The organism is Pseudonocardia oroxyli (assembly GCF_900102195.1).
GTDB lineage: Bacteria > Actinomycetota > Actinomycetes > Mycobacteriales > Pseudonocardiaceae > Pseudonocardia > Pseudonocardia oroxyli.
In genome coordinates this window covers 196,633-221,331 of sequence record NZ_FNBE01000009.1, presented here as the reverse complement: position 1 = coordinate 221,331, position 24,699 = coordinate 196,633, and the positions used below count along the sequence as shown (strand labels likewise).

The following is a 24,699-nucleotide window of genomic DNA, read 5'->3' as shown; positions in this document are numbered from 1 at the left end:
GAAGAACCCGCCCAGCCTGGCCGACACACCCGATCGGAGCCACCCGACGGCGACCGGCCCACCCCTGTCGGTGAACGGTTGCTCAGCGGACCTGGACGGCGTCCCCGACCTGGAGGTGGTCGTAGAACTCGATGGCGTCCGGGCGGGTCAGGCGCACGCAGCCCGCCGACGGCGTCTCCAGGGTGCCCTGGTGGAAGCCGATCCCGCCCTGGGCGAAGAACACCGCGAACGGCATCGGCGCGTCGTCGAACTCCGCGCTGCGGTGGTTGACGTTCTTCCACTCGACGACGAAGTCGCCCCGCGGGGTCTCGTGCCCCTGCCCGCCGGGACTGACGGCGACCGGCCCGAACACCACCGCGCCGTCGCGCAGCAGCCAGGCCTGCTTGGCCGCCACGTCCACACAGGCCCGCGCCACCGTGGTGCACGGCGTGCCCGGCACGGGTGCGGCGGGGCCCGCGAGCGCCGTCCCGGAGAACACCACGACCAGCACGACCAGCACGACCGCGGCTGCGGCGAGACCCCACACCGTGCGCATGTGCACCTTTCGTCCGGTTCGAGTGGGCCAACGAGCGCAGCCCCCCGCGGTCACGGCGCGCCCGCGTAGGATTCGTCCGGCCCGGAAGCACGGCCGCGAGGCGAAGGAGTGCCCATGCCCGACTCCCCCCGACCCGCCGCATCGGTGGTCCTGGCCGCGGGCGAGGGCACCCGCATGCGCTCGGCCACGCCGAAGGTGCTGCACGAGATCGGCGGTCGGAGCCTGCTCGGGCACGCCGTCCACGCCGTCGCCGAGCTGGAGCCCGAGCACCTCGCGGTGGTCGTCGGGCACGGCCGCGACGAGGTCACCGCCGCGCTGCTGCGGATCGCGGACGAGGTGGCCCGCGACATCCACACGGCCGTCCAGGAGCAGCAGAACGGCACCGGGGACGCCGTGCGGTGCGGCCTCGCCGCGCTGCCCGCGGACCTGACCGGCACCGTGCTGGTGACCTACGGGGACGTCCCGCTCCTCGACGCCGCCACCCTGCGCGAGGTCCTCTCGACCGAGGCCGCCGTGACCCTGCTCACGACCGACCTGGCCGACCCGACCGGGTACGGGCGGATCGTGCGCACGGACGGGGCGGTGACGGCGATCGTCGAGCAGAAGGACGCCTCCGCCGCGCAGCGGGCGATCACCGAGGTCAACTCCGGGGTCTACGCCTTCGACGCCGCCTTCCTCGCCGACGGGCTCACCCGCATCGGCACCGACAACGCCCAGGGCGAGCTGTACCTGACCGATCTCGTCGCACTCGCCGTCGCGGACGGGCGCCGCGTCGAGGCCGTGCGGACCGAGGACCCCTGGCTGGTCGCCGGGGTCAACGACCGGGTCCAGCTCGCCGAGGTCCGCGCCGAACTCAACCGCCGGGTCCTGCGCGGCCACATGCTCGGCGGCGCGACGATCGTCGACCCGGCCAGCACCTGGGTGGACGTGCAGGTCACGCTGGGCCGAGACGTCGTCGTCGAGCCGGGGACGCAGCTGCGCGGCCGCACCACCGTCGCCGACGGCGCCGTGGTCGGCCCGGACACCACGCTCGCCGACAGCGAGATCGGCGAGGGGGCCTCGGTCGTCCGGACGCACGGGTCGGCCTCGGTCATCGGCGCGGGAGCCACCGTGGGCCCGTTCGCCTACCTGCGGCCGGGGACCCGGCTCGGCGCGAGCGGCAAGATCGGCACCTTCGTGGAGACGAAGAACGCCGAGATCGGCGCGGGTTCCAAGGTGCCGCACCTCACGTACGTGGGGGACGCCACGATCGGCGAGCAGAGCAACATCGGCGCGTCGTCGGTGTTCGTCAACTACGACGGTGTCGCCAAACACCGCACGACGATCGGTTCCCACGTCCGCACCGGATCCGACACCATGTTCATCGCCCCCGTGGCCGTCGGCGACGGCGCGTACACGGGGGCGGGGACGGTGGTCCGGGACGACGTTCCGCCGGGGGCGCTGGCGGTGTCGTCCGGGCCACAGCGCACCATCGAGGGGTGGGTCGTACGGAAGCGACCCGGCACGCCGGCGGCCGCCGCCGCCGAACGGGCCACCAACGCAGCCGGCGGCCAAGGAGGCCAAGCGCAGTGAGTGCCATGTCGGGTCAGCCGAAGAAGAACCTGATGTTCTTCGCCGGGAGGACACACCCCGAGCTGGCCGAGCAGGTCGCCAAGCACCTCGACGTCACGGTCACCCCGCAGTCGGCCTACTCCTTCGCGAACGGCGAGATCTTCGTCCGGTTCGAGGAGTCGGTCCGGGGGTGCGACGCATTCGTGCTGCAGGCCCACTCGGCGCCGATCAACGACGCGATCATGGAGCAGCTGATCATGGTCGACGCGCTCAAGCGCGCCTCGGCCAAGCGGATCACCGTGGTCATGCCGTTCTGGGGCTACGCCCGCCAGGACAAGAAGCACCGCGGCCGCGAGCCCATCACCGCCCGCCTCGTCGCGGACCTGTTCAAGACCGCGGGCGCGGACCGGATCATGACGGTGGACCTGCACACCTCGCAGATCCAGGGCTTCTTCGACGGCCCGGTGGACCACCTGTTCGCCCTGCCGGTGCTCGCGCAGCACATCAAGGAGCGCTACGCGGAGGACGACCTGGCCGTCGTCTCGCCGGACTCGGGGCGCGTGCGGCTGGCCGAGCGCTGGGCGGAGACCCTCGGCGGCACCCCGCTGGCCTTCATCCACAAGACCCGGGACCCGCTCAAGCCGAACGAGGCCGTGGCGAACCGGGTGGTCGGTGAGATCGAGGGCCGCACCTGCGTGGTCATCGACGACATGATCGACACCGGTGGCACGGTGGCGAAGACCGTCGAGGTGCTGCTGAAGGAGGGCGCCAAGGACGTGATCATCGCGGCCACCCACGGCGTGCTCTCGGGCCCCGCCGTCGACCGCCTGGCGAACTGCGGCGCCCGCGAGGTGATCTTCATGGACACCCTGCCGATCCCGGAGGACAAGCGCTTCCCCGGCATGACCGTGCTCTCGATCGCCCCGCTGCTCGCCGAGGCCATCCACCAGGTCTTCGACGACGGCTCGGTGACCAGCCTGTTCGACGGCAACGCCTGATCCACACGTCGGGAGCGGGGCGGTCGGGTTCCGACCGCCCCGCTCCCGTTCGGTGGATCATGCTCAGACCCGGGTCCAGGTGCAGCCACCGCGCAGCGTCGCGAACTCGCCGTTCTGGACGGTCACCGAGCCGGGGCCCTGGACGATCTCGTTGGCGATGATCGACCCGAGCTCGCCGGAGTCGGTGGAGGCCCGTTCCCAGTAGCACATGCCCAGCGCGTTCGAGGCGGACGGACCTTCGGTCTTGTAGCGGCCCGCGGCCATGTCGACGCCCACCTCGTAGGTGCCGTCGGACACGGTCGTCGCGGGGCCCGCGGGCTGGGCGGGCGGGGCGGCGACCGTCTCGGTCTGCGGGGCGGGCGCGGCGGTGGGCGCTGCGGTGCCGCCCATGCCCTGGCCGATCATCACGCCGAACAGGAGCCCGACGGCGAGGCCCGCGGTCAGCCACGGCCAGCGACGACGCCCCTGCTCCCCCTTGCGGGTCTGCTTCTGCCTGCGGGCCTGCTTCTCCTCGCGGCGGGACAGTGTGGACGCCCACGGCTCGGCCTGGGCGGCGGACTCCGCGAAGGACGCCGGCGCGGGGCCCGCGGTGAACAGGGGCGCCGACTCCGCGCGGGACGCGCCCGCCCGCTGCCACGTCGTCATGCCCGCCGCCTCGCCCACGGTCGTGGTGCGGCCCCGGGGCGAGCGCTGCGCCGGGACGACCGGGAGCACCGGGATCACCGGGATCGCCTCGGTCGCCGGGTCGACGTCTGCGGAGCGGTAGTGCTGGGTGGTCATGGCCTTCCCCCGAATGCCTCGACTGCGTGCTGACATCCGGCTCATCGCGACGAGTGCCGGACGTCTTAGCCACGACACGCCCGTTTCATCGAATCTGAGGAGAGCACCCCGTGCCGAGGGCCGCGACGGGCCGGCGTACCGTTGTCGGCATTCCGCGGCGAGGGCGGGTTGTTCGTCGAGCCCGCCGTCATCGACGTGGTCGACCCCTTCGGGGCCGCCCCTCGTCGCGCGCTGACATCCGCAGTACGAGGAGAGAGATCCACCGTGGCCCAGTCCAAGATCGCCGCCGAGACCCGGACCGAGTTCGGCAAGGGCGCCGCGCGCCGCACCCGCAACGCGGGCAAGATCCCCGCCGTCCTCTACGGGCACGGGACCGACCCGCAGCACCTGTCGCTGCCGTCGCTGGAGTTCGCCGCCGTCGTCCGTGAGCAGGGCCGCAACGCGATCCTCGAGCTGGACATCGCGGGCACCCAGTCGCTGGCGCTGACCAAGACGGTCGTGTTCCACCCGATCCGCCCGTACATCGAGCACGTCGACCTCCTCGTGATCAAGAAGGGCGAGAAGGTCGTCGTCGAGATCACGGTCATCGTCGAGGGCGAGGCCGCGCCGGGCACCCTGGTCACCCAGGAGCTGAACACCGTCGAGGTCGAGGCGGACGCGCTCAACATCCCCGAGAACGTCGTCGTCTCCGTCGAGGGCGCCGAGGTCGGCACCCAGTTCCTCGCGGGCCAGCTGCCGCTGCCCGAGGGCACCGAGCTGCGGACCGACCCCGAGTACCTCGTGGTGAACGTCGTCGCCGCCCCGACCGCCGCGGACCTCGAGGCCGAGATCGACACCGAGGGTGCCGGCGTGGTCGAGGACGCCCCGGAGAGCGCCACGGACGGGGCCGAGACCTCGGCCGAGGGCTCCGCCTCCGAGAGCTGATGGCCGCAGGCACGGCGCTGGTGGTGGGGCTCGGCAACCCCGGGCCCCGCTACGCGGACACCCGACACAACGTGGGGTTCGCCGTCGTCGACCTGCTGGCGGCGCGGATCGGGGCGCGGTTCACCCTGCACAAGCGGTCGAACTCGGAGATCGCCGAGGGTCGGCTCGCGGGCGGGAAGGTCGTGCTGGCCAAGCCGCGCACGTACATGAACGAGTCCGGCGGCCCGGTCGCCGGACTCGCCCGGTACTTCTCGGTCGGCGCCGAGGACCTCGTCGTCGCCCACGACGACCTGGACCTCGGCTTCGGCGTGGTCCGGGTGAAGCGGGGCGGCGGCGAGGGCGGGCACAACGGGCTCCGCTCGATCAGCCGCTCGCTCGGCACCAAGGACTACCTGCGGCTGCGCTTCGGCATCGGCCGCCCGCCCGGCAGGCAGGACCCGGCGGACTTCGTGCTCAAGAAGTTCTCCGGGACCGAACAGAAGGAACTCGACCTCGCGGTCGACCTCGCCGCGGACGCCGTCGAGGCGCTCCTCGCCGACGGCCTCGAACCCACCCAGAACCGCTTCCACGCCCTGTCGTGAGCTCGTGAGTGGCGATGGTCGCCCTGGCGACCATCGCCACTCACAGCAGCTCGGCGGTCGCGGCGCGGCGGAGCTTGCCGCTCGGCGTCTTGGGCAGGCTGCCGGGTGGGAGCACCTCCACGCGGGCGGGCCGGGCACCCACCGCGCTCACCACCCGCGAGATCACGTCCTTGCGGATCACGGCGGACTCGTCCGCGTCCCCCGCCCGCCGCGACTCGACGACGACGGCGAAGGACTCCCGCCGGTCCCCCGCGGGCAGCCGGACGGCCACGGCGTTCCCGGCCCGCACCCCGTCCGCCTCCGCGGCGGCCCGCTCGATGTCGGTCGGGTAGATGTTGCGGCCACCCATGATGATCACGTCCTTGGTGCGCCCGCAGACGACCACCTGCCCGTCCTCGACCAGGTAGCCCTCGTCACCGGTGTCGAACCAGCCGTCGGGGTCCCGGGTGGCGAGCGGCCCGTCGACGGTCAGGTACCCCGGCGTCACCGACTCGCCGCGCAGCTGGATCGAGCCGACCTCGCGGACCCCCACGGTCCGCCCGTCCGCGACCACGCGCGCCTCGATGCCCGGCAGGGGCGGCCCGAGCAGCGGGAACGCCCGACCGGTGCCCGGTTCGGCGCGGCGCCGCGACTCGAGGGCGTCGGCGTCGATCTCGTCCACCGCCAGCCCCGTCTCGACCGGCGCGAACGCCACCCCAAGCGCCGTCTCGGCCATGCCGTAGGCGCAGAGCACCGACTCGGGTCGCAGCCCGAACCGCGCCCCGTTCTCGACGAACGCGCGCACCGCCACCGGGTCCACCGGCTCCGCGCCGTTGAGCGCGATCCGCAGCGTCGACAGGTCCAGGTCGGCGGCCCGGGCGAGCTGCCTGCCGAGCACGGCGTAGGCGAAGTTCGGCGCCGCGGTGACCGTGCCGCCGTGGCGCGAGATCAGCTCGGCCCAGAGCAGCGGGCGGGTCAGGAAGTCCACCGGCGTGACGATCACGCACTCGAGCCCGGTCACCATCGGGATCGTCAGGAACCCGACCATGCCCATGTCGTGGAACAGCGGCAGCCACGAGATCATCACGTCCCGCTCGACGTCCAGCCGGGCGGCCTCGCGCATGGCCGTGATGTTCGCGTGCAGGTTGCGGTGGGTGATCCGCACGGCCTTCGGTTCGGCCGTGGACCCGCTCGTGAGCTGCAGCAGGGCGGTGTCGTCCTCGTCCGCGACGTCGGCGTCCGGGACGAACGGGTCGCCCCCGTCGAGGGAGTCGATGAGCAGGTGGGAGATGCCACGCTCGTCGAGGACGGGGGCGAGGGCGTCGAACGGGGCGCCGAGCAGCACCGTCGTCGCGTCGATCATGCGGAGCACCGTGACGGTGTCCTCGGCCCAGTGCGCCAGGTCGGTGCGCGCGGTCGGCTGGTGCAGCATCGTGACGCTGCCGCCGAGGAGCCAGACGGCCTGGGCGAGCGGCGCGATCGCGGCGGGCTCCCCGGCGAGCACTCCGACCGCCTGCCCGTGCCCGAGCCCCGCGGCCCGCAGCGCCGCGGCCCGGTTCCGGGCCTCGGCGTGCACCTCGGCCCAGGTCCGACGGCGCGGCGCGGCAGGCTCACCGGTCGTCATCCCCCGGGTCGTGACGGTGGCGGAGTCCAGCAACGTTGCGAGGAACCGGGACATAAGCCCCACCCTACGTGCGCCGGGCCTCCGGACGGGCGCACCGCGGGAGTACGGTCGGCGCCGTGGCTGCCACCCGTGACCAGATCGCCGCGGCCGTCGAGGCCGTCCTGCCCGCCGCGCGCGCCGACCTCGAGCGCCTCGTCCGGATCCCGAGCATCTGGGCCGATCCCGCGCACGCCGCGGACACCGAGGCCAGTGCCGCCGCGGTCGCCGAGCTTGCGGGCCGGCTGAACCCGGGGTCGGTGCAGATCCTGCGCGCCGAGGGCGGGGCGCCCGCCGTCGTCGCGCAGTGGCCCGCACCCGAGGGGCAGCCGACGATCCTGCTCTACGCCCACCACGACGTGCAGCCCACGGGCGGGGACGAGCTGTGGACCAGCGCGCCCTTCGAGCCCACCGAGCGGGAGGGTCGGCTCTACGGCCGCGGCGCGGCGGACGACAAGGCGGGCGTGATGACCCACCTCGCCGTGCTGCGCGCCTTCGAGGGCAGGCCCCCGATCGGCGTCACGCTGTTCATCGAGGGCGAGGAGGAGTCCGGTTCGCCGACCCTGCCCGCCCTGCTCCGCGAGCACCACGAGCTCCTCGCCGCGGACGTCATCGTGATCGCGGACGCCGCCAACCCCTCCGTGGACACCCCGGCCCTGACCACCAGCCTGCGCGGCCTGGTGGACGTCGTGGTCGAGGTGAGCCTGTTGGAGCGTCCGCTGCACTCCGGGGTGTTCGGCGGCCCGGTCGGGGACGCGCTCACCGCCCTGACCCACACCCTCGCCAGCCTGCACGACGAGAAGGGCGAGGTCGCCGTCGAGGGCCTGCACGCCAACTCCGGGACGGACGCCGCGGCGATCGCGGTGCCGGAGGAGGAGTTCCGCCGGGAGGCCGGGCTCGTCGAGGGCGCGGAGTTCCTCGGCACCGGCACGCTCGCCGAGCGGACCTGGCACAAGCCCGCGATCGCCGTCCTGGGGATCGACGCGCCCAGCGTCGCCCAGTCCGCGAACGTGCTCCTGCCCCGGGCCCGCGCCATGGTCAGCATGCGGCTGGCGCCGGGCGAGGACACCCTCGCGGCCCGGGAGAAGCTGGCCGCGCACCTGAAGGCGCACACGCCGTGGGGTGCGCAGGTGACGGTCACCCCCGGCTCCGGCGTCGCCGAACCCTTCGCGCTCGACGCGAACGGCGGGTCCTACGACGCGGCCAAGCGCGCCTTCTCCGCGGCCTACGAGACCGCGACGGTCGAGATGGGGATCGGCGGGTCGATCCCATTCATCGCGGAGTTCGCCCGCACCTTCCCGGGGGCCGCGGTGCTGGTCACCGGCGTCGGCGACCCGGCGAGCCGCTGGCACGGGATCGACGAGTCGCTGTCGCTCTCGATGTTCGGCAAGGGCGTGCGCGCGGAGGCCTTCCTCCTCGACGAGCTCGCCCGCTGACGACCGTCTGGCGATATATCGTTCGCGGTCGGCGCCGGGACCGGGCAGACTGGGGCGGTGCGGATCGGCGTGCTGGGCCCGGTCGCGGCGTGGGATCCGTCGGGGGCGGACGTCGCGCCCGCGGGGCTGCGCCTGCGCGGGCTGCTGGCCCGGCTCGCGCTCGCCCCCGGTCGCACGGTGACCGCGCAGACCCTGGTCGACGACCTCTGGGGTGACGAGCCGGCGAGCGCGAACGCCCTGCAGGCCCTGGTCTCCCGGCTGCGTCGCGCACTCGGACCCGAGCTCGTCGCGACCGTCCCCGGCGGGTACCGCCTGGAGCTGCCCGCCGCCGAGATCGACGCCGTCCGCGCCGACCGGCGGCTGGCCGAGGCCGACGCCGAACCCGACCCGCAGACCGCCCGCGAGCTGGTGGGGCAGGCCCTGGCGTTGTGGCGGGGGCCCGCGCTCGCGGACGTGCGCAGGCTGCCGTTCGCGCAGGCCGCCGCCGACCGGCTGGACGAGAAGCGGGCCGCCGCCGTCGAACGCGCGGCCGGGCTGGACCTGCGCCTCGGCGCCCCCGCCGCCGGCATCGACCCGCTCAGCGCCCTGCTCGAGGAGCACCCGCTGCGGGAGAGCGCGGCCGCCGCGCTCGCCAGGGCGTTGCACGCCACCGGGCGCCAGGCGGACGCGCTCGCCGTGCTGGACCGCACCCGGTCGCTGCTCGCGGACGAGCTCGGCGTGGACCCCGGCCCCGAGCTCGGCGCCGCCCGGATGGACGTGCTCAGGGGCGAGTCCCGACCCGCGCCGCGCCCGCCGAGCACGGTCCGCGCCGCCGCGCCCGTGCCGTTGACCAGCTTCGTCGGGCGTGCGGCGGACGTGGCCCGGGTCCGTGAGCTGTTGACGACGGCCCGGCTGGTCACCCTCGTCGGACCCGGCGGGGCGGGCAAGACCCGGCTCGCCCGCGAGGGGGCACCCGGGGCGGCCTTCGCGGAGCTGGCCCCACTCGGCGGCGGCGAGCAGATCGCGCCGACCGTGCTCGCGGCCGTCGGCAGCCCGGAGCTCGTGCTGCAGCAGGAGCCGAAGCAGGAGGACGCCGTCGAGCGGCTGGTCGCCGCGATCGGCAGGCGCTCACTCACCCTGGTCCTGGACAACTGCGAGCACCTCGTCGAGGCGGCGGCCCGGCTCGCGAGCACGCTCCTGCAGCGCTGCCCGGCCCTGCGCATCCTGGCGACGAGCCGCGAACCGCTCGGGGTCCCGGGCGAGCGGCTGCACGCCGTCGGGGCGCTGAACCCCGCCGCCGCCGCGCAGCTGTTCCTCGACCGCGGCGCCGCGGTCGGCCGGGCGCCCGCGGCGGACGACCCGGCCATCCCGGAGATCTGCCGCAGGCTCGACGGCCAGCCACTGCCCATCGAGCTGGCCGCGGCCCGCCTGCGGATGCTCACCTCGAGCGAGATCCTCGCCCGGCTCGACGACCGGTTCCGCCTGCTCACCTCGGGTGCCCGCACCGTCCTGCCCCGCCACCAGACCCTGCGGGCGGTCGTCGACTGGAGCTGGGACCTGCTGGAGGAGCCCGAACGCACCCTCGCCCGCAGGCTCGCGGTCTTCGCGGGCGGCGCGACCGCGGAGGCGATCGACCAGGTGTGCGAGGCGACGGGTCCGAGTCCCGACGTGTTCGACACGTTGGCGGCCCTCGTCGACAAGTCGCTGGTCGTGGCCGTGCCGGGCGAGCCGACCCGCTACCGGATGTTGGAGACGATCCGCGAGTACGCGCGGGAGCGGCTCCGGGCGTCCGGGGAGGAGGCGGCGACCCGGGCGCGGCACGCGGCCTGGGCTGTCGCGCTGGTGGAGCGGGCCGAACCCGAGCTGCGCGGCCGCGACCAGCTGCGCTGGCTCGGCGTGCTGCGCGCGGAGGCGGGCGACATCACCGCCGCGCTGCGCCGCGCCGTGGACACCGGGGACGCCTCGACCGCGTACCGGCTGGTCGCGGGCATGTACTGGGCGTGGCTGGTGCGCGGCGCGACCGAGGAGTCGATGGCCTGGGTGCAGGCCGTGGGGGAACTCCCCGATGCCGACGTGCCGCCGGACGTCCTGGCCCGGGTCATCGCGTTCCGCGGGGTCCAGGCGCTGGGCCGCGGCCGGATGGCCGACGCGTTCGCGCTCGCCGAGCGGGCGACCACCCTCGCGGCGGACGTCCCGCCGCCGCGGCACCCCGTCCTCGACCTGACCGGGCCCGTCACCGCCGCCTTCGAGGCCCACGAGGAGGGGCTGCTGCGCGAGATCAGCACCACGCACCCCGATCCGTGGCTGCGGGCCTTCTGCCTGCAGATCCGGGCGACGCTCGCCGAGAACGAGGGCCTCATCGAGCTGGAACGCGAGCTGGTGCGCGCGGCGCACACCCTGTTCACCCAGGTCGGCGACCGGTTCGGGCTCGGCATGACTCTGACCACGCTGGGCGAGCTGGAGGCCCTCGCGGGGAACGCCGCGGCCGCCGCGAGCGCCTTCGAGGAGGCCATCGCACTCGCGACCGAGCTGGCGAACGACGACGACCTGCCCCAGTTCCTCGTCCGCCGCGGCGGCCTCGCGGCCCGCTCCGGGGACCACGCGCTGGCCCGCAAGCTCTACACCGAGGCGGTGGAGCGGATCGAGGTCTCGGAGTTCGGAGCGCCCGAGTTGTTGCAGGTGGCGCTGGCCGAGCTGGACCGCTTCGAGGGCGACCTGGTCTCGGCGCGGGCCCGGCTGGCCGACATCGACCTCGTGCCCGGCGGGCTCGCCATCGCCCAACGCACCGCGCACCTGTTCCTGCAGCGCGGGCTCGTCGAGCTGGCGGCGGGCGATCCGGACCGGGCCGCGGAGCTGCTGCGCTCCGCGGTCGACGCCGCGGACGAGAGCCGGGACGGGCCCGTGGTCGGCGCGGTCGCCGAAGCGGTGGCCCAGCTCGCGGCGGCCCGCGGGGACGTCGACGGTTCGGCCCGGGCCGTGGGGGTCGCCGAGGCCCGACGCGGGGCGGTGGATCTCGGCGACCCGGCGGTCGTCGCGTTGCTGCCGGGGCTGGACGCGACGCTGCGCCGGGAGGCCGCGGGCCTCCCGGCGCAGGACGGGATCGCGCTGCTCAGGTCCGCCTGCGGTACAGGAACACCGCGAGCGGGGCGAACACCAGCGTGATCGCGGCGGCCCAGATCAGGGCCGTCCCGGCCGGCCCGGCGACCGGGCCGCCGAGCAGCAGCCCACGGGCGGCGTCGGCGGTCTTGGACACCGGGTTGACCTCCACCCACGCCTGCAGCCAGCCGGGCATGGTCGAGGCGGGCACGAAGACGTTCGAGCCGAAGGTCAGCGGCAGCGAGATCATCGCGCCGATGCCCTGCACCGAGCGCGGCTCCTTCACCACCATGGCCAGCGCGGTGAACACCCAGCAGAGCGCGAAGGCGAACGCCATGACCAGCGCCAGCGCGGCCACGATCGCCAGCGGCCCGGCCTCGGTGCGGAAGCCGAGGATCGCGCCGAAGACGAGCATGATCACGCCGGAGGTGGCGTAGCGGGTGATGTCCGCGGTGATCGCCCCCAGCAGCGGCGCGGAGCGCGGGATCGGCAGGCTGCGGAAGCGGTCGAAGATGCCGGTCTTCAGGTCGTCGGCGAGCGCGGTGCCGGTGCCCGCGGACGCGAAGATCACCGTCTGGACGAGCACGCCGGGCAGCGCGAACTGCAGGTAGGTGCTGGTGTCGCCGGCGATCGCGCCGCCGAAGACGTAGACGAACAGCAGCAGGAAGATGACCGGCTGGAGGGTGACGTCGAGCAGGGCCTCGGGCGAGTGGATCGTCTTGACGATCCCCCGCCAGGCCAGGGTCATGGCGTGGCGCAGCGGCCCGTGCCGGGCTCCGGTGCGCGGTGCGGGTTCTCGGACGGGCGTGGGGGCGATCGCGGTGGCGGTCATGCCGCGGCCTCCTCTTCTTCGGTGTCGTCGGCGCCGTGGCCGGTGAGGGTGAGGAACACGTCGTCGAGGCTGGGCAGACGCAGCCCCAGCTCGGCGATCGGCACGTCCAGCCGGTCGCCCACGGCACGCAGCAGCTCCGGGGAACCGGCGACGGTCACCTCGCCGGTCGGGTCGATCGCCGGGGCCTCGCTCGTCAGCTCGGCGAGCACCGTCGCGACGCCGGGGAGGTCCGTGCGGTGCAGCGGTCGCACGTGCAGCAGCTGCCCGCCGACCTCGGCCTTCAGGGACGCGGGCGTGCCGGTCGCGATCACCCGGCCCCGGTCGAGGACCACGAGGTCCTCGGCCAGCTGGTCGGCCTCCTCCAGGTACTGGGTGGTGAGCAGCACGGTGGTGCCCTCGGCGGCCAGCGCGCGGACCTGGTCCCACACCTCGTTGCGGTGGCGGGGGTCCAGCCCGGTCGTGGGCTCGTCGAGGAACAGCACGGCGGGGCGGCCGACGAGGCTCGCGGCCAGGTCGAGGCGGCGACGCATGCCGCCGGAGTAGGTCTTGACCCGGCGCTTGGCGGCGTCGGTCAGGCCGAAGCGCTCCACCAGCTCGGCGGAGCGCGCGCGGGCGTCCCGACGGGAGAAGTCGAGCAGGCGGGCGATCATCGTGAGGTTCTCGAGCCCGGTGAGGGAGTCGTCGACCGCGGCGTACTGGCCGGTCAGCCCGACGAGCGGGCGGACCGCGGCGGCCTCGGCGACGACGTCGTGCCCCAGGACGGTCGCCCGGCCGCCGTCGGGCCGGAGCAGGGTGGACAGGATGCGGACGGTGGTGGTCTTGCCGGACCCGTTGGGGCCCAGCAGGCCGAGCACCGACCCGGGCCGGACGGCCAGGTCGATGCCCGCCAGCGCGGTGGTGGCGCCGAAGGACTTGCGCAGCCCTTCCACGCGGATGACGGAGTCGTTCATGGCGGCCACTCTGCGCGCCACCGCTGACACGCCCCTGCCGGCGCCCTGACACGCACTATGGAGCCACAACTGTCGCTGGAGGCCCCGATTTCGACGTTATGGCTCCATAGTGCGTCAGGCCTCCGCGCGCTCCGCCGCGTCCAGCCAGTCCTGCTCGACCTGTTCGACCTCGGCGTCGACCTGTTTGAGCTCGGTGGACAGCTCCACCAGCTGCTGCGGGTCCGTCGCCGCCGCGGCCAGCAGCGCGTGCAGCTGCTCCTGGCGCTTGCTCAGCTGTGTCATCCGGCGTTCGAGGCGTTGGGCCTCCTTGCGGGCGGCGCGCTGGTCCGCGGCGCTGGTGGGCGCCTTGGGGGCCGCCCCGACCTGCGGGGCGCCGGTGTCGGTGCCCTGCGCGGCCCGGCGGCGCAGGTACTCCTCGATCCCGCCCGGCAGGTGCGTGATCCGCCCGTCGCCGAACAGCGCGACGACCGTGTCGCACACCCGCTCGGTCAAATACCGGTCGTGGCTGACCACGACCAGCGTGCCCGGCCAGCCGTCGAGCAGGTCCTCGAGGTTCGTCAGGGTGTCGACGTCGAGGTCGTTGGTCGGCTCGTCGAGCAGCAGGACGTTCGGCTCGGCCATGAGCAGCCGGGTCAGCTGCAGCCGCCTGCGCTCGCCGCCGGAGAGCCGCCCCACCGGCGTCCACTGCCGGGCGGGCGGGAAGCCCAGCCGCTCGGCGACCTGGGACGCGGTCATCTCCTCCTTGCCGAAGCGCACGTACTTGGCGACCGCCTCGACCGCCTCCAGCACCCGCATGTCCTTGGGCAGGTCGACCAGGTCCTGGGTCAGCTGGGCGAGCTGCACCGTGCTGCCCTGGACGCGCTTCCCGCCGTCGAGCGGGCGCTCGCCGGTCAGGGCCTTGAGCAGGGTGGTCTTGCCGGAGCCGTTCACCCCGACGATGCCGATCCGGTCCCCCGGCCCGAGCCGCCAGGTCTGGTGGTCCAGCAGCGTGCGGTCGGCGATCCGGACGGTCGCGTCCTCGAGCTCCAGCACGGTGCGGCCCAGCCGGTTGGTGGCGAAGCCCAGCAGCTCGACGGTGTTCCGCGGCGGCGGCACGTCCGCGATCAGCGCCTCGGCGGCCTCGATCCGGTACCGGGGCTTCGACGTCCGGGCGGGCGGGCCGCGCCGCAGCCACGCCAGCTCCTTGCGGGCGAGGTTGCGCCTGCGGGCCTCCGCGGCGTCCGCCTGCTTGGTGCGCTCGGCCCGGGCGTAGACCCAGTCCTGGTAGCCGCCGAGGTAGCTCTCCACCCGCCCGTTCGCGACCTCCCAGGTCCGGGTGCAGACGGCGTCGAGGAACCAGCGGTCGTGCGTCACGACCACGACCCCGCAGCGCCGGGAGAGCAGGTGCTCGGCCAGCCAGGTCACGCCCTCGATGTCGAGGTGGTTGGTCGGCTCGTCGAGCACCACGAGGTCCGGCTCGCCGAGCAGGGCCCTGGCCAGCGCGACGCGGCGCTTCTCGCCACCGGACAGCCCGTCCGTCGGCCGTTCCAGACTCGAGCCGATGCCCGCTCCGCCTGCGCTCCGCGGGAGGATGCCGAGCCCGCCGAGCACGTCCCGCGCCTTCGCGTCCGAGGCCCACTCGTGGTCGGCCCCGTAGTGGGCGAGCACGATGTCCCGCACCGTGGAGCCGGGCGCGAAGTCGTCCCCCTGCGTGAGGTAGGCCAGCTTCAGGCCGCCGAGCCGGGAGACCCGACCCGCGTCCGGCGCGCGGCGCCCGGAGAGCACCTCCAGCAGGGTGGTCTTGCCGCCGCCGTTGAGGCCGACGACACCGACGCGCTCGCCGCGCTCCACGCCGAGGGACACCGCGTCCAGCAGGACGCGCGAGGCGTCCCCCGGGACGTGGGCGGTGACGTTCTCCAGGTTGACGAGGTTCTGTCCTGCCATCTCACGCTCTCGCCGGGGGCCATTGTTGGGGGGAGTCGTCCACGACCCGCGCCCCCGGGACGGGTCCGTGGGCGACGCGGACGGTGCGGCACACGCCGACGCCCGCCAGCTCGGCGGCCACCTCGACGGCGGACTCCGCGTCCGGGCATAGGAAGGCGCAGGTGGGGCCGCTGCCGGAGACGATCCCGGCCAGCGCGCCCGCGTTCACCCCGGCACGCAGGGTGCGGCGCAGGTCCGGGGCCAGGCTCACCGCGGCGGCCTGCAGGTCGTTGCCCAGCGACAGCGCCAGGGCGCGCGGGTCGCCCTGGGCGAGCGCGGTCAGCACCGGCTCGACGGGGCGGTCCGGCGGTTCGGCGGCGCCGCGCAGCCGGTCCAGCTCGCCGAACACGGTCGGGGTGGAGAGCCCGCGGCGGGCCAGCGCGATCACCCAGTGCAGCGGGTGCCGGGACAGCACCGGGACGATCCGCTCGCCCCGGCCGGTGCCGAGCGCGGTGCCGCCGTGCAGCGCGAACGTGACGTCACTGCCCAGCTGGGCGGCCATCTCGCTGAGCTCGTCCCGGGAGAGGTCGAGCCGCCACAGCGCGGACAGGGCGACGAGGGTGCCCGCCGCGTCCGCGCTGCCGCCCGCCATGCCGCCCGCGACCGGGATGCCCTTGCGCAGCACCACCCGCACCGCGGGGTCCCGGCCGGAGTGCTTGGCGAGCAGGTCGACGGCGCGCCAGGCCAGGTTGGTGTCGTCCACCGGGACCTCGGACACGCCCTCGCCGTGGACCTCGAGGCCGGGCTCGTCGCTGTGCGCGACCGCCACCTCGTCGAACAGGCTCACCGCGTGGAACACGGTGACCAGGTCGTGGAAGCCGTCCGCGCGCACGCCGCCGACCGCGAGATGCAGGTTGACCTTCGCGGGCACCCGGACGGTGACCGGCGAGCGGACGGCGGAGAACACCACCCAACCCTACTGACCGCGATCGGGGCGCAGGCTCACGGTGAACGAGAGCACAGCGACGAGCCCGACGAGCAGGACCCCCGCGGGCAGCAACAGCGCCTCCGCCATCGCCGTGGTGAACGGGCCGTGCAGGGCCGGCGGGAGCGCGGCGACGCTCTCGCCCCGCGGTGTGCCGCCGCCGCCGAGGTGGGCCGCGATCCGGGACTCCATGAACACCGCGATGCCGGCGCTGCCCAGCACCGCGCCGACCTGCCGGGTGGTGTTGTACACCCCGGCCCCCGCGCCCGCCTGCCGCAGCGGCAGGTTGCGGTTGGCCGTGGTGGCGACCGGCCCCCAGACGAACGCGTTGCCCACGCCGAGTAGCCCGATCGGCAGCAGCAGGTGCCAGATCGCGACCCCCGGCTCCATGACCAGCGCCAACCAGCCCAGCGACGCGGCCCAGGCGAGCATCCCGAACCCGGCGATCCAGCGCGGGTGCGCGCGGTCGGTGAGCCGCCCGACGAACGGCGCGAGCGCCCCGGACAGCACGGCCATGGGGATCAGCAGCAGGGCCGAGCGCGTCGGCGAGAGCCCCAGCACGCCCTGGGCGTAGAAGAAGAGCGGGAAGGTCATCGCGATCACCGCGAAGCCGACCGTGGTGATCGCGATGTTGGCCAACGTGAAGTTCCGGTCCCGGAACAGCGACAACGACATCAGCGGCTCGCCCCGGTTCCGGGACTGCCACCACACGAACACCGCCAGCACGGCGAGCCCGGACAGGATCATGCCCCAGATCCCGGGCGCCCAGTCGTTGCTCTGGCCCTCCTGGATCCCGAACACCAGCAGGAACATCCCGAGCGCACTCAGTGCCACGCCGAGCAGGTCGAAGCGGTGCACGCTGGTGGGCAGCTCCGGGACCAGCCGCAGCGCGAGGACGACCGCGACCGCGCCGACCGGCACGTTGATGAAGAAGATCCACTCCCAGCCGAGCCCGTCGACCAGGACGCCGCCGAGGATCGGGCCGACCAGCGTGGCGACGCCCGCCACCGCGCCCCAGAGGCTCATCGCCCGGCCGCGCTGGTCCGGCGGGAAGGTGCGGGTGATCACCGCCATGGTCTGGGGGGTCATCATCGAGGCGCCGAGCCCCTGGAACACCCGTGCGACGACGAGCCACGCGATCGAACCGGTGAGCCCGCACCACAGCGAGGCCAGGGTGAACAGGACCAGGCCCACCAGGTAGACGCGCCGGGGCCCGAACCGGTCCCCCAGCCGCCCGGTGATGAGCAGCGGCACGGCGTAGGCCAGCAGGAAGGAGCTGGTCACCCAGACCACGCCGTCGACGCTCGCGCCGAGCTCGGCCTGGATCGCGGGCGTGGCCACCGTGACGATCGTGGAGTCCACGAGGATCATGAAGAAGCCCACCACCAGTGCCCACAGCGCGGGCCACGGGCTGCGCTCCTCCGCGACCTGCGGACTGCTCTCGGTGACGGCCATGGCTCCCCCTGCGTTCGTGGTGCGGCGCAAGCGTAGGCGCCACCCCCGACAGTCGCGCGCGCCGATGGACACGGCTACGGCTGGGCGGCGATCCTCGCGAACGCCTCGACGTCGAGGGTCTCGGCTCGGGCCATGGGGTCGACACCCGCCGCACGCAGACGCTGCTCGGCCGCGGCGGCACTGCCCGCCCAGCCGGCCAGCGCCGGGCGCAGGGCCTTGCGGCGCTGCGCGAACGCGGCGTCGACCAGCGCGAACACCGCCGCGCGGTCCCCGGGCGGGGGCTCGCGACGGGTGAAGGCGAGCAGCCCGGAGTCGACGTTCGGCACCGGCCAGAACACCGCGCGCGGCACCGGACCGGCCTTGCGCGCCGTCGCGAACCAGGCCAGCTTCACGCTCGGGACGCCGTAGATCTTCGATCCCGGCCCGGCGGCCAGCCGGTCGACGACCTCCTGCTGCACCATGACCAGGCCCTTCTCCAGACTCGGCAGGGCCGTGAGCAGATGGAGCAGAACGGGGACGCCGACGTTGTAGGGCAGGTTCGCGACGACGGCCGTGGGTGCGGGGTCCAGGCGCTCGACCCTCATGGCGTCCAGGTTGGTCACGGTCAGCCGGTCGGCCAGCGGCGCGGCGAACTCGGCCACCGTGCCCGGCAGGGCGGCGGCCAGCGCCGGGTCGATCTCCACCGCGTGCACGTGGCGCGCGGCGGGGAGCAGCGCCAGGGTCAGCGAGCCGAGCCCGGGACCGACCTCCACCACCACGTCGTCCGGGGTGAGGGTCGCGGCCTTCACGATGCGTCGCACCGTGTTCGGGTCGTGGACGAAGTTCTGGCCCAGCCGTTTGGTCGGGCGGATCCCGAACCGCTCGGCGAGCGCGCGCACCTCGGCCGGGCCCAGCAGCCGGGAGGTGGCGGGGTCGGTCACGCCGGCCATTCTCCGGGATCGCCCCGCGGGGCGGCCGCGGCGGGGTGGAGTTCCCGGCGCAGACTTAATACAGTCGCATCATGACCGACCTCCCGGCCGTGGTGTTCGACTTCGGCGGCGTGATCACCGCGTCCCCCTTCGAGGCCTTCGCGCGGATCGAGGCCGAGCGCGGCCTGCCGAAGGACCTGGTGCGGCGCATCAACTCCACCGACCCGGACACGAACGCCTGGGCACGGTTCGAGCGCGCCGAGATCACCGCGGAGGAGTTCGACGTCGAGTTCGCCGCCGAGGCCCGCGCGCTCGGCCACGACCTGCCCGGCAGCGTGGTGCTGGCGGTGCTCTCGGGGGCCGTCCGGCCGCGGATGGTCGCGGCGCTGGACCTGCTCGCCGAGCGCGGGTACCGGCTCGGCTGCATCACCAACAACGTCCCGGCGGGCCACGGTGCGCAGATGTCCCGCTTGGCCGAGCACGCCGCCGAGATCGCCGCGATCATGGCCCGGTTCGCCTCCGTGATCGAGAGCAGCAAGGTCGGGCTGCGCAAGCCGGACCCGGCGATCTACGAGCTGGCCTGCGCGACGCTCGGGGTGCGCCCCGAGGACTGCGTCTACCTCGACGACCTGGGCATCAACTGCAAGCCCGCGGCCGCGCTGGGCATGCGGGCGATCAAGGTGACGAGCGAGGACCAGGCCCTGCGCGACCTCGGCGCGGCACTGGGCCTCACCTTCCCCTGAACTGCGGGGTTGCTAGCGGGGCAGGCCGAGCTTGCGGGCGCAGGCGGGCCAGGCGCCGTAGCCGCCGCGGTCGTCCCGCACCTTCTCGGCGGTGGCGATCTGCTGCTCCCGGGTCGCCTGGTGGGGCAGCGGGGCGTACTGGGTGCCGCCGTAGGCGCGCCAGGTCGAGGCGTCGAACTGGACGCCGCCGTAGTAGCCGTTGCCGCTGTTGATCGCCCAGTTCCCGCCCGCCTCGCACTTGGCGAGCCGATCCCAGACCGCGGTGTCGCCGATGTCCGGGGCGGGCGGCTGCTCGTCGTTGGTGCCGACCTTGACCACGCGCGGCTCGGGCGGGGTGCTGGCGCCGCCGCGGATCTGCTCGCGCCGCACCTCCTGCCCGTTCTGCACGTAGACCCGCATCACGGCCGTCTGCTCGCCCGGCTTGCCGGGGTCCACGACCTGCTTCTGGCCGCGCGGCAGGTCGGGGTCCTCGATCTCCTGGACCGGCGGGTCGATCCGGCGGACCTCGACGACCTCACCCTCGCCGTTGCGCACCAGGTGGATCTGGAGGCCGTCGGTGAGCGCGGTGTCGTCGGAGGGGACCGCGACGTCGTCCGGGCCGAGGGTGATCCCCTTCTCCGCCAGCAGACCGCCGACGGTCCCGGCGTTCGTCGAGATCTCCTGCGGGGCGCCGGTCCCGTCGACCAGCGTGACGGAGCGGGTCACCTCGATCTGGACGTTCAGCCCGGCCACCGGGATGGCCGTGTCCGGGGCGAGCGACATCTGGATGGGCTGCACGTCCACGCCCAGCCCCTTGAGCGCCTCGTCGATCGACGCCGCCGTGGTCCAGACGCTGCGGGTCTGGCCGCCCTCGGTGAGGGTGAGCATCCGGGCGCGGTTGACGATGACCTGGTCACCGCTCGCGAGATCCGTGGTGAGCGCCGGTTCCACCCGGTCCTGCGGGCCGCTCTCCACGCCCGCGGCGGCGAGCACGCCCTGGACGTCCCCGGCGAACGTGTGCACCGTGCGGTCCTGCCCGTCGACGGTCACCGTGATCGTCTTGTCCATCGCCAGCGCGGTGCCGCTGCCGACGGTGAGCATCAGCAGTGCCGCCACCGCGGCGATCTTCGCGCCCGTGCGGCCGGTGGCGCGGCGGGTGGCGGTGCGGGACGGGCGCGGGGCGGGCTTCGGACGGGCGGGGCGGTCGAGCGTCCGGACCGCGCCCGACTCCGCCTCCTCGACACCGTCGTCCTCGACGGGCGCCGCGGCCGCCTCCGGCGCGACGGCGGTGAACTCCTCGGTCGCCGGCTCGTCCACGGTCGCGACGTCGGAGACGGCGGGGAACGCACCGGTGGCGGGCTCGTCGTCGACCGCGGGGAACGCACCCGTCTCGGGTTCGGTCTCGCGCACCGCCGCGGGTGTCGCCTCCGCCGAACCGGGCCACGCGCCGAACCGCCGGGCGGGCGGTGGCTCGGGCGGCGTGGGGAGGGCGGCCCACGTGCCGGTGCCGGGCTCGACGAGCGGCAGCGCGCCCGTCTGCGCGTCCTCGACGAACCAGTCCCGCACGACGGGGACCGGCGCGGTGAACGGGTCGTCCACCCGGGGGAACGGGTCCGACGGCAGGTCGTCCGCCCAGGAGCCGGGCACGTAGCCCGCGGGAGCGGGGCCGGCGACCTCCACCTCGTCCTCGCGCTCCAGCCAGGGCCCGCTCTCGGGCACGGCAGGACCCGACGGGGGCTGCTCGAGTCCCAGGCGGACCCGGACCGCGCGCCGGTGCGCGCGAGCGGAGACGTCGACCACTGGCTTCCAGACGCTCGTCGGACCGGGCAGGGGTGACGCGTGCAGGACCCTGGGTGGGGGTCCGGACGCGCCGGTGCTGGGGGAGCGACCCATCCCGGCTGGGCGATCACGGAACCGTAACGGGGTGTGGTCGTCCTCTTCGACCTCGACACGGCGGCCGGCGCCGAACGGTGCCCTTCCTACGCCGAACGCGATCCCGTGCCGTCCGGCGACGTCACACCGGGGACCAGGTCTCCGTACACCCGTCGGGCATTACGCAGAGTGATCGCCGCCAGGGTGTCGGCGTCGGTGTCGCGGAGCGCGGCGAGACCGCGGACCGTCCAGGGCAGGCAGAAGGGCTCGTTCCCCTGGCCGCGGTGGGGATGCGGGGTGAGGAACGGGGCGTCGGTCTCGACCAGGAGGAGGTCCTCCGGCGGGACGACGGCGGCCTCGCGGAGGTCCTTCGCGTTACGGAACGTGACCGTTCCGGCGAACGACAGGACGTAGCCCGCGTCCGCGCACTCGCGCGCCATCGCGGCGTCCCCGGAGAAGCAGTGGAAGATCACCGTCTCCGGGGCCCCCTCCTCGCGCAGGATCCGCAGGACGTCCGCGTGGGCGTCCCGGTCGTGGATCATCAGCGGCTTGCCGAGCCGCTTCGCGAGGTCGATGTGCCACCGGAACGCGGCCTGCTGCGCCTCGGGCGGCGAGTAGTCCCAGTAGTAGTCCAGCCCGGTCTCGCCCACGGCGACCACGCGCGGGTCCGCGGCCAGCCGCTCGATCTCGGCGAACTCGTCCGCGGAGACGGCGGCGGTGCGGGTCGGGTGCAGCGCGACGGCCGCCGTCACCCGCGGGTCCCAGTGCGCGGCCGCCACGGCGGCGCGTGCCGCGGGCAGGTCGTCGGCCACGGTGACGGCCCCGATCACGCCGACGGCCTCGGCCCGGTCCATCGCGGCGGCCACGGTCTCCGGGGTGTCGGCCCCGCAGGACTCCAGATGGGTGTGGGCGTCCACGGTGGGCGCCCCGAGCGGCTCGGGCGCCTCCGGCGTCTCACGCCGACTCATCCGCGCCGCACCTCCGGCGCTCGTGAGTGGTGAGTGGTGCCAGAGCACCACTTACCGCGCACGGGCGCGCCGGCGCGGGTCACTTCTGGATGGGGGCCCAGGAGGGACCGTCCTCGCCCAGGCCGGGGTCGAGCTTGGGGAACAGGGGGGTCGGCTTCTGCAGGGGTTTGCCGACCTCGATCGGCCGCGACTCCCAGACGGCCTGCTGGGTCTCGTAGTCCCCGGTCAGGACGTTGTAGCCGGGACCGTCGCCCAGGTCGTCGACCGCCTCGATCGCGGGCTGCGCCGCCCACACGCCCTCGCCGCCCAGCGCCTCGTGCACCTTCTGCGCGGCGTGCGGGAGGAACGGGGTGAGTAGGGTGTTGGCGTCCGAGACCACCTGCAGCGCGGTGTGCAGGATCGTGTCCCGGCGGTCCGGGTCGTCCTTGCGCTTCCACGGCTCCTGGTCCGACAGGTACTTGTTGGCCGCGCTCACCACGCGCATGGCCTCGCCGATCGCCTGCTTGAACCGGTTGCGCCGCAGCAGGTCCCCGACGACGTCGAAACCCGCCTTCGACGTGGCCAGCAGCGTGGCGTCGTCCGCGTGCGGGGCGACCGGCTTCGGGACGGCACCGACGTTCTTGTGCGCCAGGGAGACCGAGCGGTTGACGAGGTTGCCCCACTCGTTCGCCAGCTCGAAGTTCTGCCTGCGGACGAACTCCTCCCAGGTGAAGTCCGTGTCCTGGTTCTCCGGCCCGGCGACGGCGATGAAGTACCGCAGCGCGTCCGGCCCGAACTCCCGCAGGAAGTCCCCGACGTAGATCACCGTGCCGCGCGAGGTCGAGAACTTCGACCCGCTCATCGTGAGGTACTCCGACGACACGATCTCGCTGGGCAGGTTCAGCGTCCCGTAGGCGCCGGGCTCGCCGCCGTGGTCGCCCGCGCCGTTGTGCCCCAGCAGGATCGCGGGCCACATCACCGAGTGGAACGTGATGTTGTCCTTGCCCATGAAGTAGAAGGCCTCGGCGGCGGGGTCGGTCCACCACTGCTGCCAGGCGTCCGGGTCGGGACCGCGCCGCGCCCACTCGATGGAGGCGCTCAGGTAGCCGATGACGGCGTCGAACCAGACGTAGATCTTCTTGAGCGGATTGTCCGACCAGCCGTCGAGCGGGACGGGGACGCCCCAGTCCAGGTCCCGGGTGATGGCCCGCGGCTTGAGGTTCTCGATGAGGTTGGCGCTGAACTTGAGCACGTTGGGTCGCCAGTCCGTGCGCGTGGACAGCCAGCGGCCGAGCGACTCCGAGAACGCGGGGAGGTCGAGGAAGAAGTGCTCGGTCTCGACGAACTTCGGGGTCTCCCCGTTGATCCGCGAACGGGGGTTGATCAGGTCGGCGGGGTCGAGCTGGTTGCCGCAGTTGTCGCACTGGTCGCCGCGCGCGCCGTCGTACCCGCAGATCGGGCAGGTGCCCTCGACGTAGCGGTCCGGCAGCGTGCGCCCCGTGGACGGGCTGATCGCGCCCATCTGGGTCTTCGGGACGATGTAGCCGTTCTTGTACAGCGACAGGAACATCTGCTGCGTGACGTCGTAGTGGTTCGACGTCGTGGTCCGGGTGAACAGGTCGTAGCTCAGCCCGAGGCCCTGGAGATCGCGGGTGATCACGCCGTTGTACTTGTCCGCGAGCTGGCGAGGGGTCAAGCCCTCGGCGTCCGCCTGGACCTGGATCGGGGTGCCGTGCTCGTCCGTGCCGCTGACCATGAGGACCCGGTCGCCCGACATCCGGCGGAAGCGCGAGAAGACGTCGGAGGGCACACCGAAGCCGGAGACGTGGCCGATGTGCCGCGGACCGTTGGCGTACGGCCACGCCACGGCGGTCAGCACGGGTGAACTCATGCCGCCCAGGTTATGCCCGTGACCCGTCCGGGCGGATCTCGGCCCTCGGCCCGTGCGCCGGGCGCTACGGTGGGCCGATGGACGCCGCTGAGCTGCGGACGACCGGGTCGGACGGGTCCGAGCACCGGCGGGCCGCCCTGCGGGAGGCGGGCCTGGCCGTCTGGGCGGACGCGGGCTGGGCCGCCGTGACCCCGGCCGCGGTCGGCGCGGCGGCCGGACTGAGCCCCGACGACGTCGTGGCCGAGTACCCGACGGTCGACGACCTGCTCGCCGAGATCTTCGACGAGGGGACCGAGGAGCGCGCCGCCGTGGTGCTGGCCGCGATGGAGGCCGCGGGCCCCCGGCTGCACGCCCGGATCCGCGCCTGCCTCGAGGCCGTGGCCGGCTGCCTCGCCGAGGACCCGCGGCAGGGCGTGGTCCTGGTCGAGGCCGTCGGGCACCCGACGCTGCGGCCCCGGCGCCGCACCGCGAACCGCGGCTTCGCCACCCTGATCGCGGGCGAGCTGAGCCGGGCGGGCGTGCCGGTCGAGCCGCACGAGCTGCGCGTCGCCGCCCACTTCTGCCTGGGCGGGCTCGCCGAGCTGGTCCTGGCCTGGCAGGACGAGGGCACGGACGTGGACCGCGAAGCCCTGGTGCGGCACGGCACGCTGCTGTTCGAGGCCTGCCTCACCGCCCGCTGACCCCCCGGCATTGTGGAGCCACAATGCGGGGGTAGG

20 protein-coding genes are annotated in these 24,699 nt (G+C 74.1%); 8 read left to right on the top strand and 12 right to left on the bottom strand.

The features are described 5' to 3' along the window. Positions 1-82 precede the first annotated feature (82 nt). Positions 83-535: a L,D-transpeptidase gene (locus BLS43_RS15760; protein ID WP_093084913.1), complete on the bottom strand. Its 453-nt coding sequence runs from the start codon at positions 533-535 to the stop codon at positions 83-85. Positions 536-649: 114 nt separating this feature from the next. On the opposite strand from BLS43_RS15760, the gene glmU reads away from it, so the two are divergent. Further along, positions 650-2,107, top strand: coding sequence for a bifunctional UDP-N-acetylglucosamine diphosphorylase/glucosamine-1-phosphate N-acetyltransferase GlmU (gene glmU, locus BLS43_RS15755; RefSeq protein WP_093084910.1), 1,458 nt, complete (start codon positions 650-652; stop codon positions 2,105-2,107). A gap of 5 nt (positions 2,108-2,112) precedes the next feature. Further along, positions 2,113-3,084, top strand: coding sequence for a ribose-phosphate diphosphokinase (locus tag BLS43_RS15750; RefSeq protein WP_218129851.1), 972 nt, complete (start codon positions 2,113-2,115; stop codon positions 3,082-3,084). Between the two features lie 63 nt (positions 3,085-3,147). Here BLS43_RS15750 and BLS43_RS15745 read toward each other — a convergent pair whose 3' ends face one another. After that, complete coding sequence (locus BLS43_RS15745; protein ID WP_093084904.1) at positions 3,148-3,864, bottom strand: Rv1352/Rv1906c domain-containing protein; 717 nt, start codon at positions 3,862-3,864, stop codon at positions 3,148-3,150. Between the two features lie 264 nt (positions 3,865-4,128). Between BLS43_RS15745 and BLS43_RS15740 the strand changes: the two genes are divergently transcribed. Together BLS43_RS15740 and pth are read left to right on the top strand one after the other, a co-directional pair. After that, positions 4,129-4,788 carry a 50S ribosomal protein L25/general stress protein Ctc gene (locus BLS43_RS15740; RefSeq protein ID WP_093084901.1) on the top strand — a complete coding sequence of 220 codons (660 nt, stop codon included), beginning with the start codon at positions 4,129-4,131 and terminating at the stop codon, positions 4,786-4,788. Continuing rightward, positions 4,788-5,369 carry an aminoacyl-tRNA hydrolase gene (gene pth / locus BLS43_RS15735; RefSeq protein ID WP_093084899.1) on the top strand — a complete coding sequence of 194 codons (582 nt, stop codon included), beginning with the start codon at positions 4,788-4,790 and terminating at the stop codon, positions 5,367-5,369. Before BLS43_RS15740 ends, pth begins: the two co-directional genes overlap by 1 nt. 40 nt (positions 5,370-5,409) lie before the next feature. Here pth and BLS43_RS15730 read toward each other — a convergent pair whose 3' ends face one another. After that, positions 5,410-7,026 carry a fatty acyl-AMP ligase gene (locus tag BLS43_RS15730; protein ID WP_093084896.1) on the bottom strand — a complete coding sequence of 539 codons (1,617 nt, stop codon included), beginning with the start codon at positions 7,024-7,026 and terminating at the stop codon, positions 5,410-5,412. Positions 7,027-7,088: 62 nt separating this feature from the next. On the opposite strand from BLS43_RS15730, the gene BLS43_RS15725 reads away from it, so the two are divergent. Both BLS43_RS15725 and BLS43_RS15720 read left to right on the top strand, forming a co-directional pair. Then, positions 7,089-8,444 carry a dipeptidase gene (locus BLS43_RS15725; protein WP_218129839.1) on the top strand — a complete coding sequence of 452 codons (1,356 nt, stop codon included), beginning with the start codon at positions 7,089-7,091 and terminating at the stop codon, positions 8,442-8,444. Positions 8,445-8,501: 57 nt separating this feature from the next. Continuing rightward, complete coding sequence (locus tag BLS43_RS15720; RefSeq protein ID WP_093084893.1) at positions 8,502-11,585, top strand: ATP-binding protein; 3,084 nt, start codon at positions 8,502-8,504, stop codon at positions 11,583-11,585. On the opposite strand, the gene BLS43_RS15715 is transcribed toward BLS43_RS15720, so the two are convergent. The 6 genes from BLS43_RS15715 to rsmA form a co-directional block, all read right to left on the bottom strand. Beyond that, a complete protein-coding gene (locus tag BLS43_RS15715; protein ID WP_093084890.1) occupies positions 11,533-12,351 on the bottom strand; it encodes an ABC transporter permease in 819 nt (272 codons plus the stop codon). The genes BLS43_RS15720 and BLS43_RS15715 overlap by 53 nt on opposite strands. Next, positions 12,348-13,301, bottom strand: coding sequence for an ATP-binding cassette domain-containing protein (locus BLS43_RS15710; protein WP_093084887.1), 954 nt, complete (start codon positions 13,299-13,301; stop codon positions 12,348-12,350). Before BLS43_RS15710 ends, BLS43_RS15715 begins: the two co-directional genes overlap by 4 nt. Before the next feature lie 114 nt (positions 13,302-13,415). Next, complete coding sequence (locus BLS43_RS15705; RefSeq protein WP_093084884.1) at positions 13,416-15,224, bottom strand: ABC-F family ATP-binding cassette domain-containing protein; 1,809 nt, start codon at positions 15,222-15,224, stop codon at positions 13,416-13,418. 1 nt (position 15,225) lies between these two features. Further along, positions 15,226-16,170, bottom strand: a complete 945-nt coding sequence (locus BLS43_RS15700; RefSeq protein ID WP_093085057.1) for a 4-(cytidine 5'-diphospho)-2-C-methyl-D-erythritol kinase — start codon at positions 16,168-16,170, stop codon at positions 15,226-15,228. 9 nt (positions 16,171-16,179) lie between these two features. After that, entirely contained in the window at positions 16,180-17,643 is a 1,464-nt protein-coding gene (locus BLS43_RS15695; protein ID WP_093084882.1) for a DHA2 family efflux MFS transporter permease subunit, read from the bottom strand. Positions 17,644-17,717: 74 nt separating this feature from the next. After that, positions 17,718-18,572 (bottom strand): 16S rRNA (adenine(1518)-N(6)/adenine(1519)-N(6))-dimethyltransferase RsmA, encoded by an 855-nt coding sequence (gene rsmA / locus BLS43_RS15690; protein ID WP_093084879.1) that lies wholly within the window; start codon positions 18,570-18,572, stop codon positions 17,718-17,720. A 71-nt stretch (positions 18,573-18,643) separates the two neighbouring features. Here rsmA and BLS43_RS15685 point away from each other — a divergent pair, with 71 nt between their 5' ends. Continuing rightward, positions 18,644-19,294: an HAD-IA family hydrolase gene (locus BLS43_RS15685; protein ID WP_093084877.1), complete on the top strand. Its 651-nt coding sequence runs from the start codon at positions 18,644-18,646 to the stop codon at positions 19,292-19,294. Between the two features lie 12 nt (positions 19,295-19,306). On the opposite strand, the gene BLS43_RS31695 is transcribed toward BLS43_RS15685, so the two are convergent. The 3 genes from BLS43_RS31695 to metG form a co-directional block, all read right to left on the bottom strand. Further along, entirely contained in the window at positions 19,307-20,992 is a 1,686-nt protein-coding gene (locus BLS43_RS31695) for a resuscitation-promoting factor (protein WP_143030065.1), read from the bottom strand. 260 nt (positions 20,993-21,252) lie between these two features. Then, positions 21,253-22,113: a TatD family hydrolase gene (locus tag BLS43_RS15675; RefSeq protein WP_093084871.1), complete on the bottom strand. Its 861-nt coding sequence runs from the start codon at positions 22,111-22,113 to the stop codon at positions 21,253-21,255. A gap of 79 nt (positions 22,114-22,192) precedes the next feature. Continuing rightward, a complete protein-coding gene (gene metG, locus BLS43_RS15670) occupies positions 22,193-23,983 on the bottom strand; it encodes a methionine--tRNA ligase (protein WP_093084868.1) in 1,791 nt (596 codons plus the stop codon). A 77-nt stretch (positions 23,984-24,060) separates the two neighbouring features. Between metG and BLS43_RS15665 the strand changes: the two genes are divergently transcribed. Next, positions 24,061-24,663 (top strand): TetR/AcrR family transcriptional regulator, encoded by a 603-nt coding sequence (locus tag BLS43_RS15665; protein ID WP_093084865.1) that lies wholly within the window; start codon positions 24,061-24,063, stop codon positions 24,661-24,663. The last annotated feature ends 36 nt before the right edge of the window (positions 24,664-24,699 follow it).

Bases quoted from the DNA above. Each gene is read 5' to 3' on its own strand.
- BLS43_RS15760 (WP_093084913.1), bottom strand. From the start codon at position 535: ATGCGCACGGTGTGGGGTCTCGCCGCAGCCGCGGTCGTGCTGGTCGTG.
- glmU (WP_093084910.1), top strand. From the start codon at position 650: ATGCCCGACTCCCCCCGACCCGCCGCATCGGTGGTCCTGGCCGCGGGC.
- BLS43_RS15750 (WP_218129851.1), top strand. From the start codon at position 2,113: ATGTCGGGTCAGCCGAAGAAGAACCTGATGTTCTTCGCCGGGAGGACA.
- BLS43_RS15745 (WP_093084904.1), bottom strand. From the start codon at position 3,864: ATGACCACCCAGCACTACCGCTCCGCAGACGTCGACCCGGCGACCGAG.
- pth (WP_093084899.1), top strand. From the start codon at position 4,788: ATGGCCGCAGGCACGGCGCTGGTGGTGGGGCTCGGCAACCCCGGGCCC.
- BLS43_RS15730 (WP_093084896.1), bottom strand. From the start codon at position 7,026: ATGTCCCGGTTCCTCGCAACGTTGCTGGACTCCGCCACCGTCACGACC.
- BLS43_RS15715 (WP_093084890.1), bottom strand. From the start codon at position 12,351: ATGACCGCCACCGCGATCGCCCCCACGCCCGTCCGAGAACCCGCACCG.
- BLS43_RS15710 (WP_093084887.1), bottom strand. From the start codon at position 13,301: ATGAACGACTCCGTCATCCGCGTGGAAGGGCTGCGCAAGTCCTTCGGC.
- BLS43_RS15705 (WP_093084884.1), bottom strand. From the start codon at position 15,224: ATGGCAGGACAGAACCTCGTCAACCTGGAGAACGTCACCGCCCACGTC.
- BLS43_RS15695 (WP_093084882.1), bottom strand. From the start codon at position 17,643: ATGGCCGTCACCGAGAGCAGTCCGCAGGTCGCGGAGGAGCGCAGCCCG.
- rsmA (WP_093084879.1), bottom strand. From the start codon at position 18,572: ATGGCCGGCGTGACCGACCCCGCCACCTCCCGGCTGCTGGGCCCGGCC.
- BLS43_RS15685 (WP_093084877.1), top strand. From the start codon at position 18,644: ATGACCGACCTCCCGGCCGTGGTGTTCGACTTCGGCGGCGTGATCACC.
- BLS43_RS15675 (WP_093084871.1), bottom strand. From the start codon at position 22,113: ATGAGTCGGCGTGAGACGCCGGAGGCGCCCGAGCCGCTCGGGGCGCCC.
- metG (WP_093084868.1), bottom strand. From the start codon at position 23,983: ATGAGTTCACCCGTGCTGACCGCCGTGGCGTGGCCGTACGCCAACGGT.
- BLS43_RS15665 (WP_093084865.1), top strand. From the start codon at position 24,061: ATGGACGCCGCTGAGCTGCGGACGACCGGGTCGGACGGGTCCGAGCAC.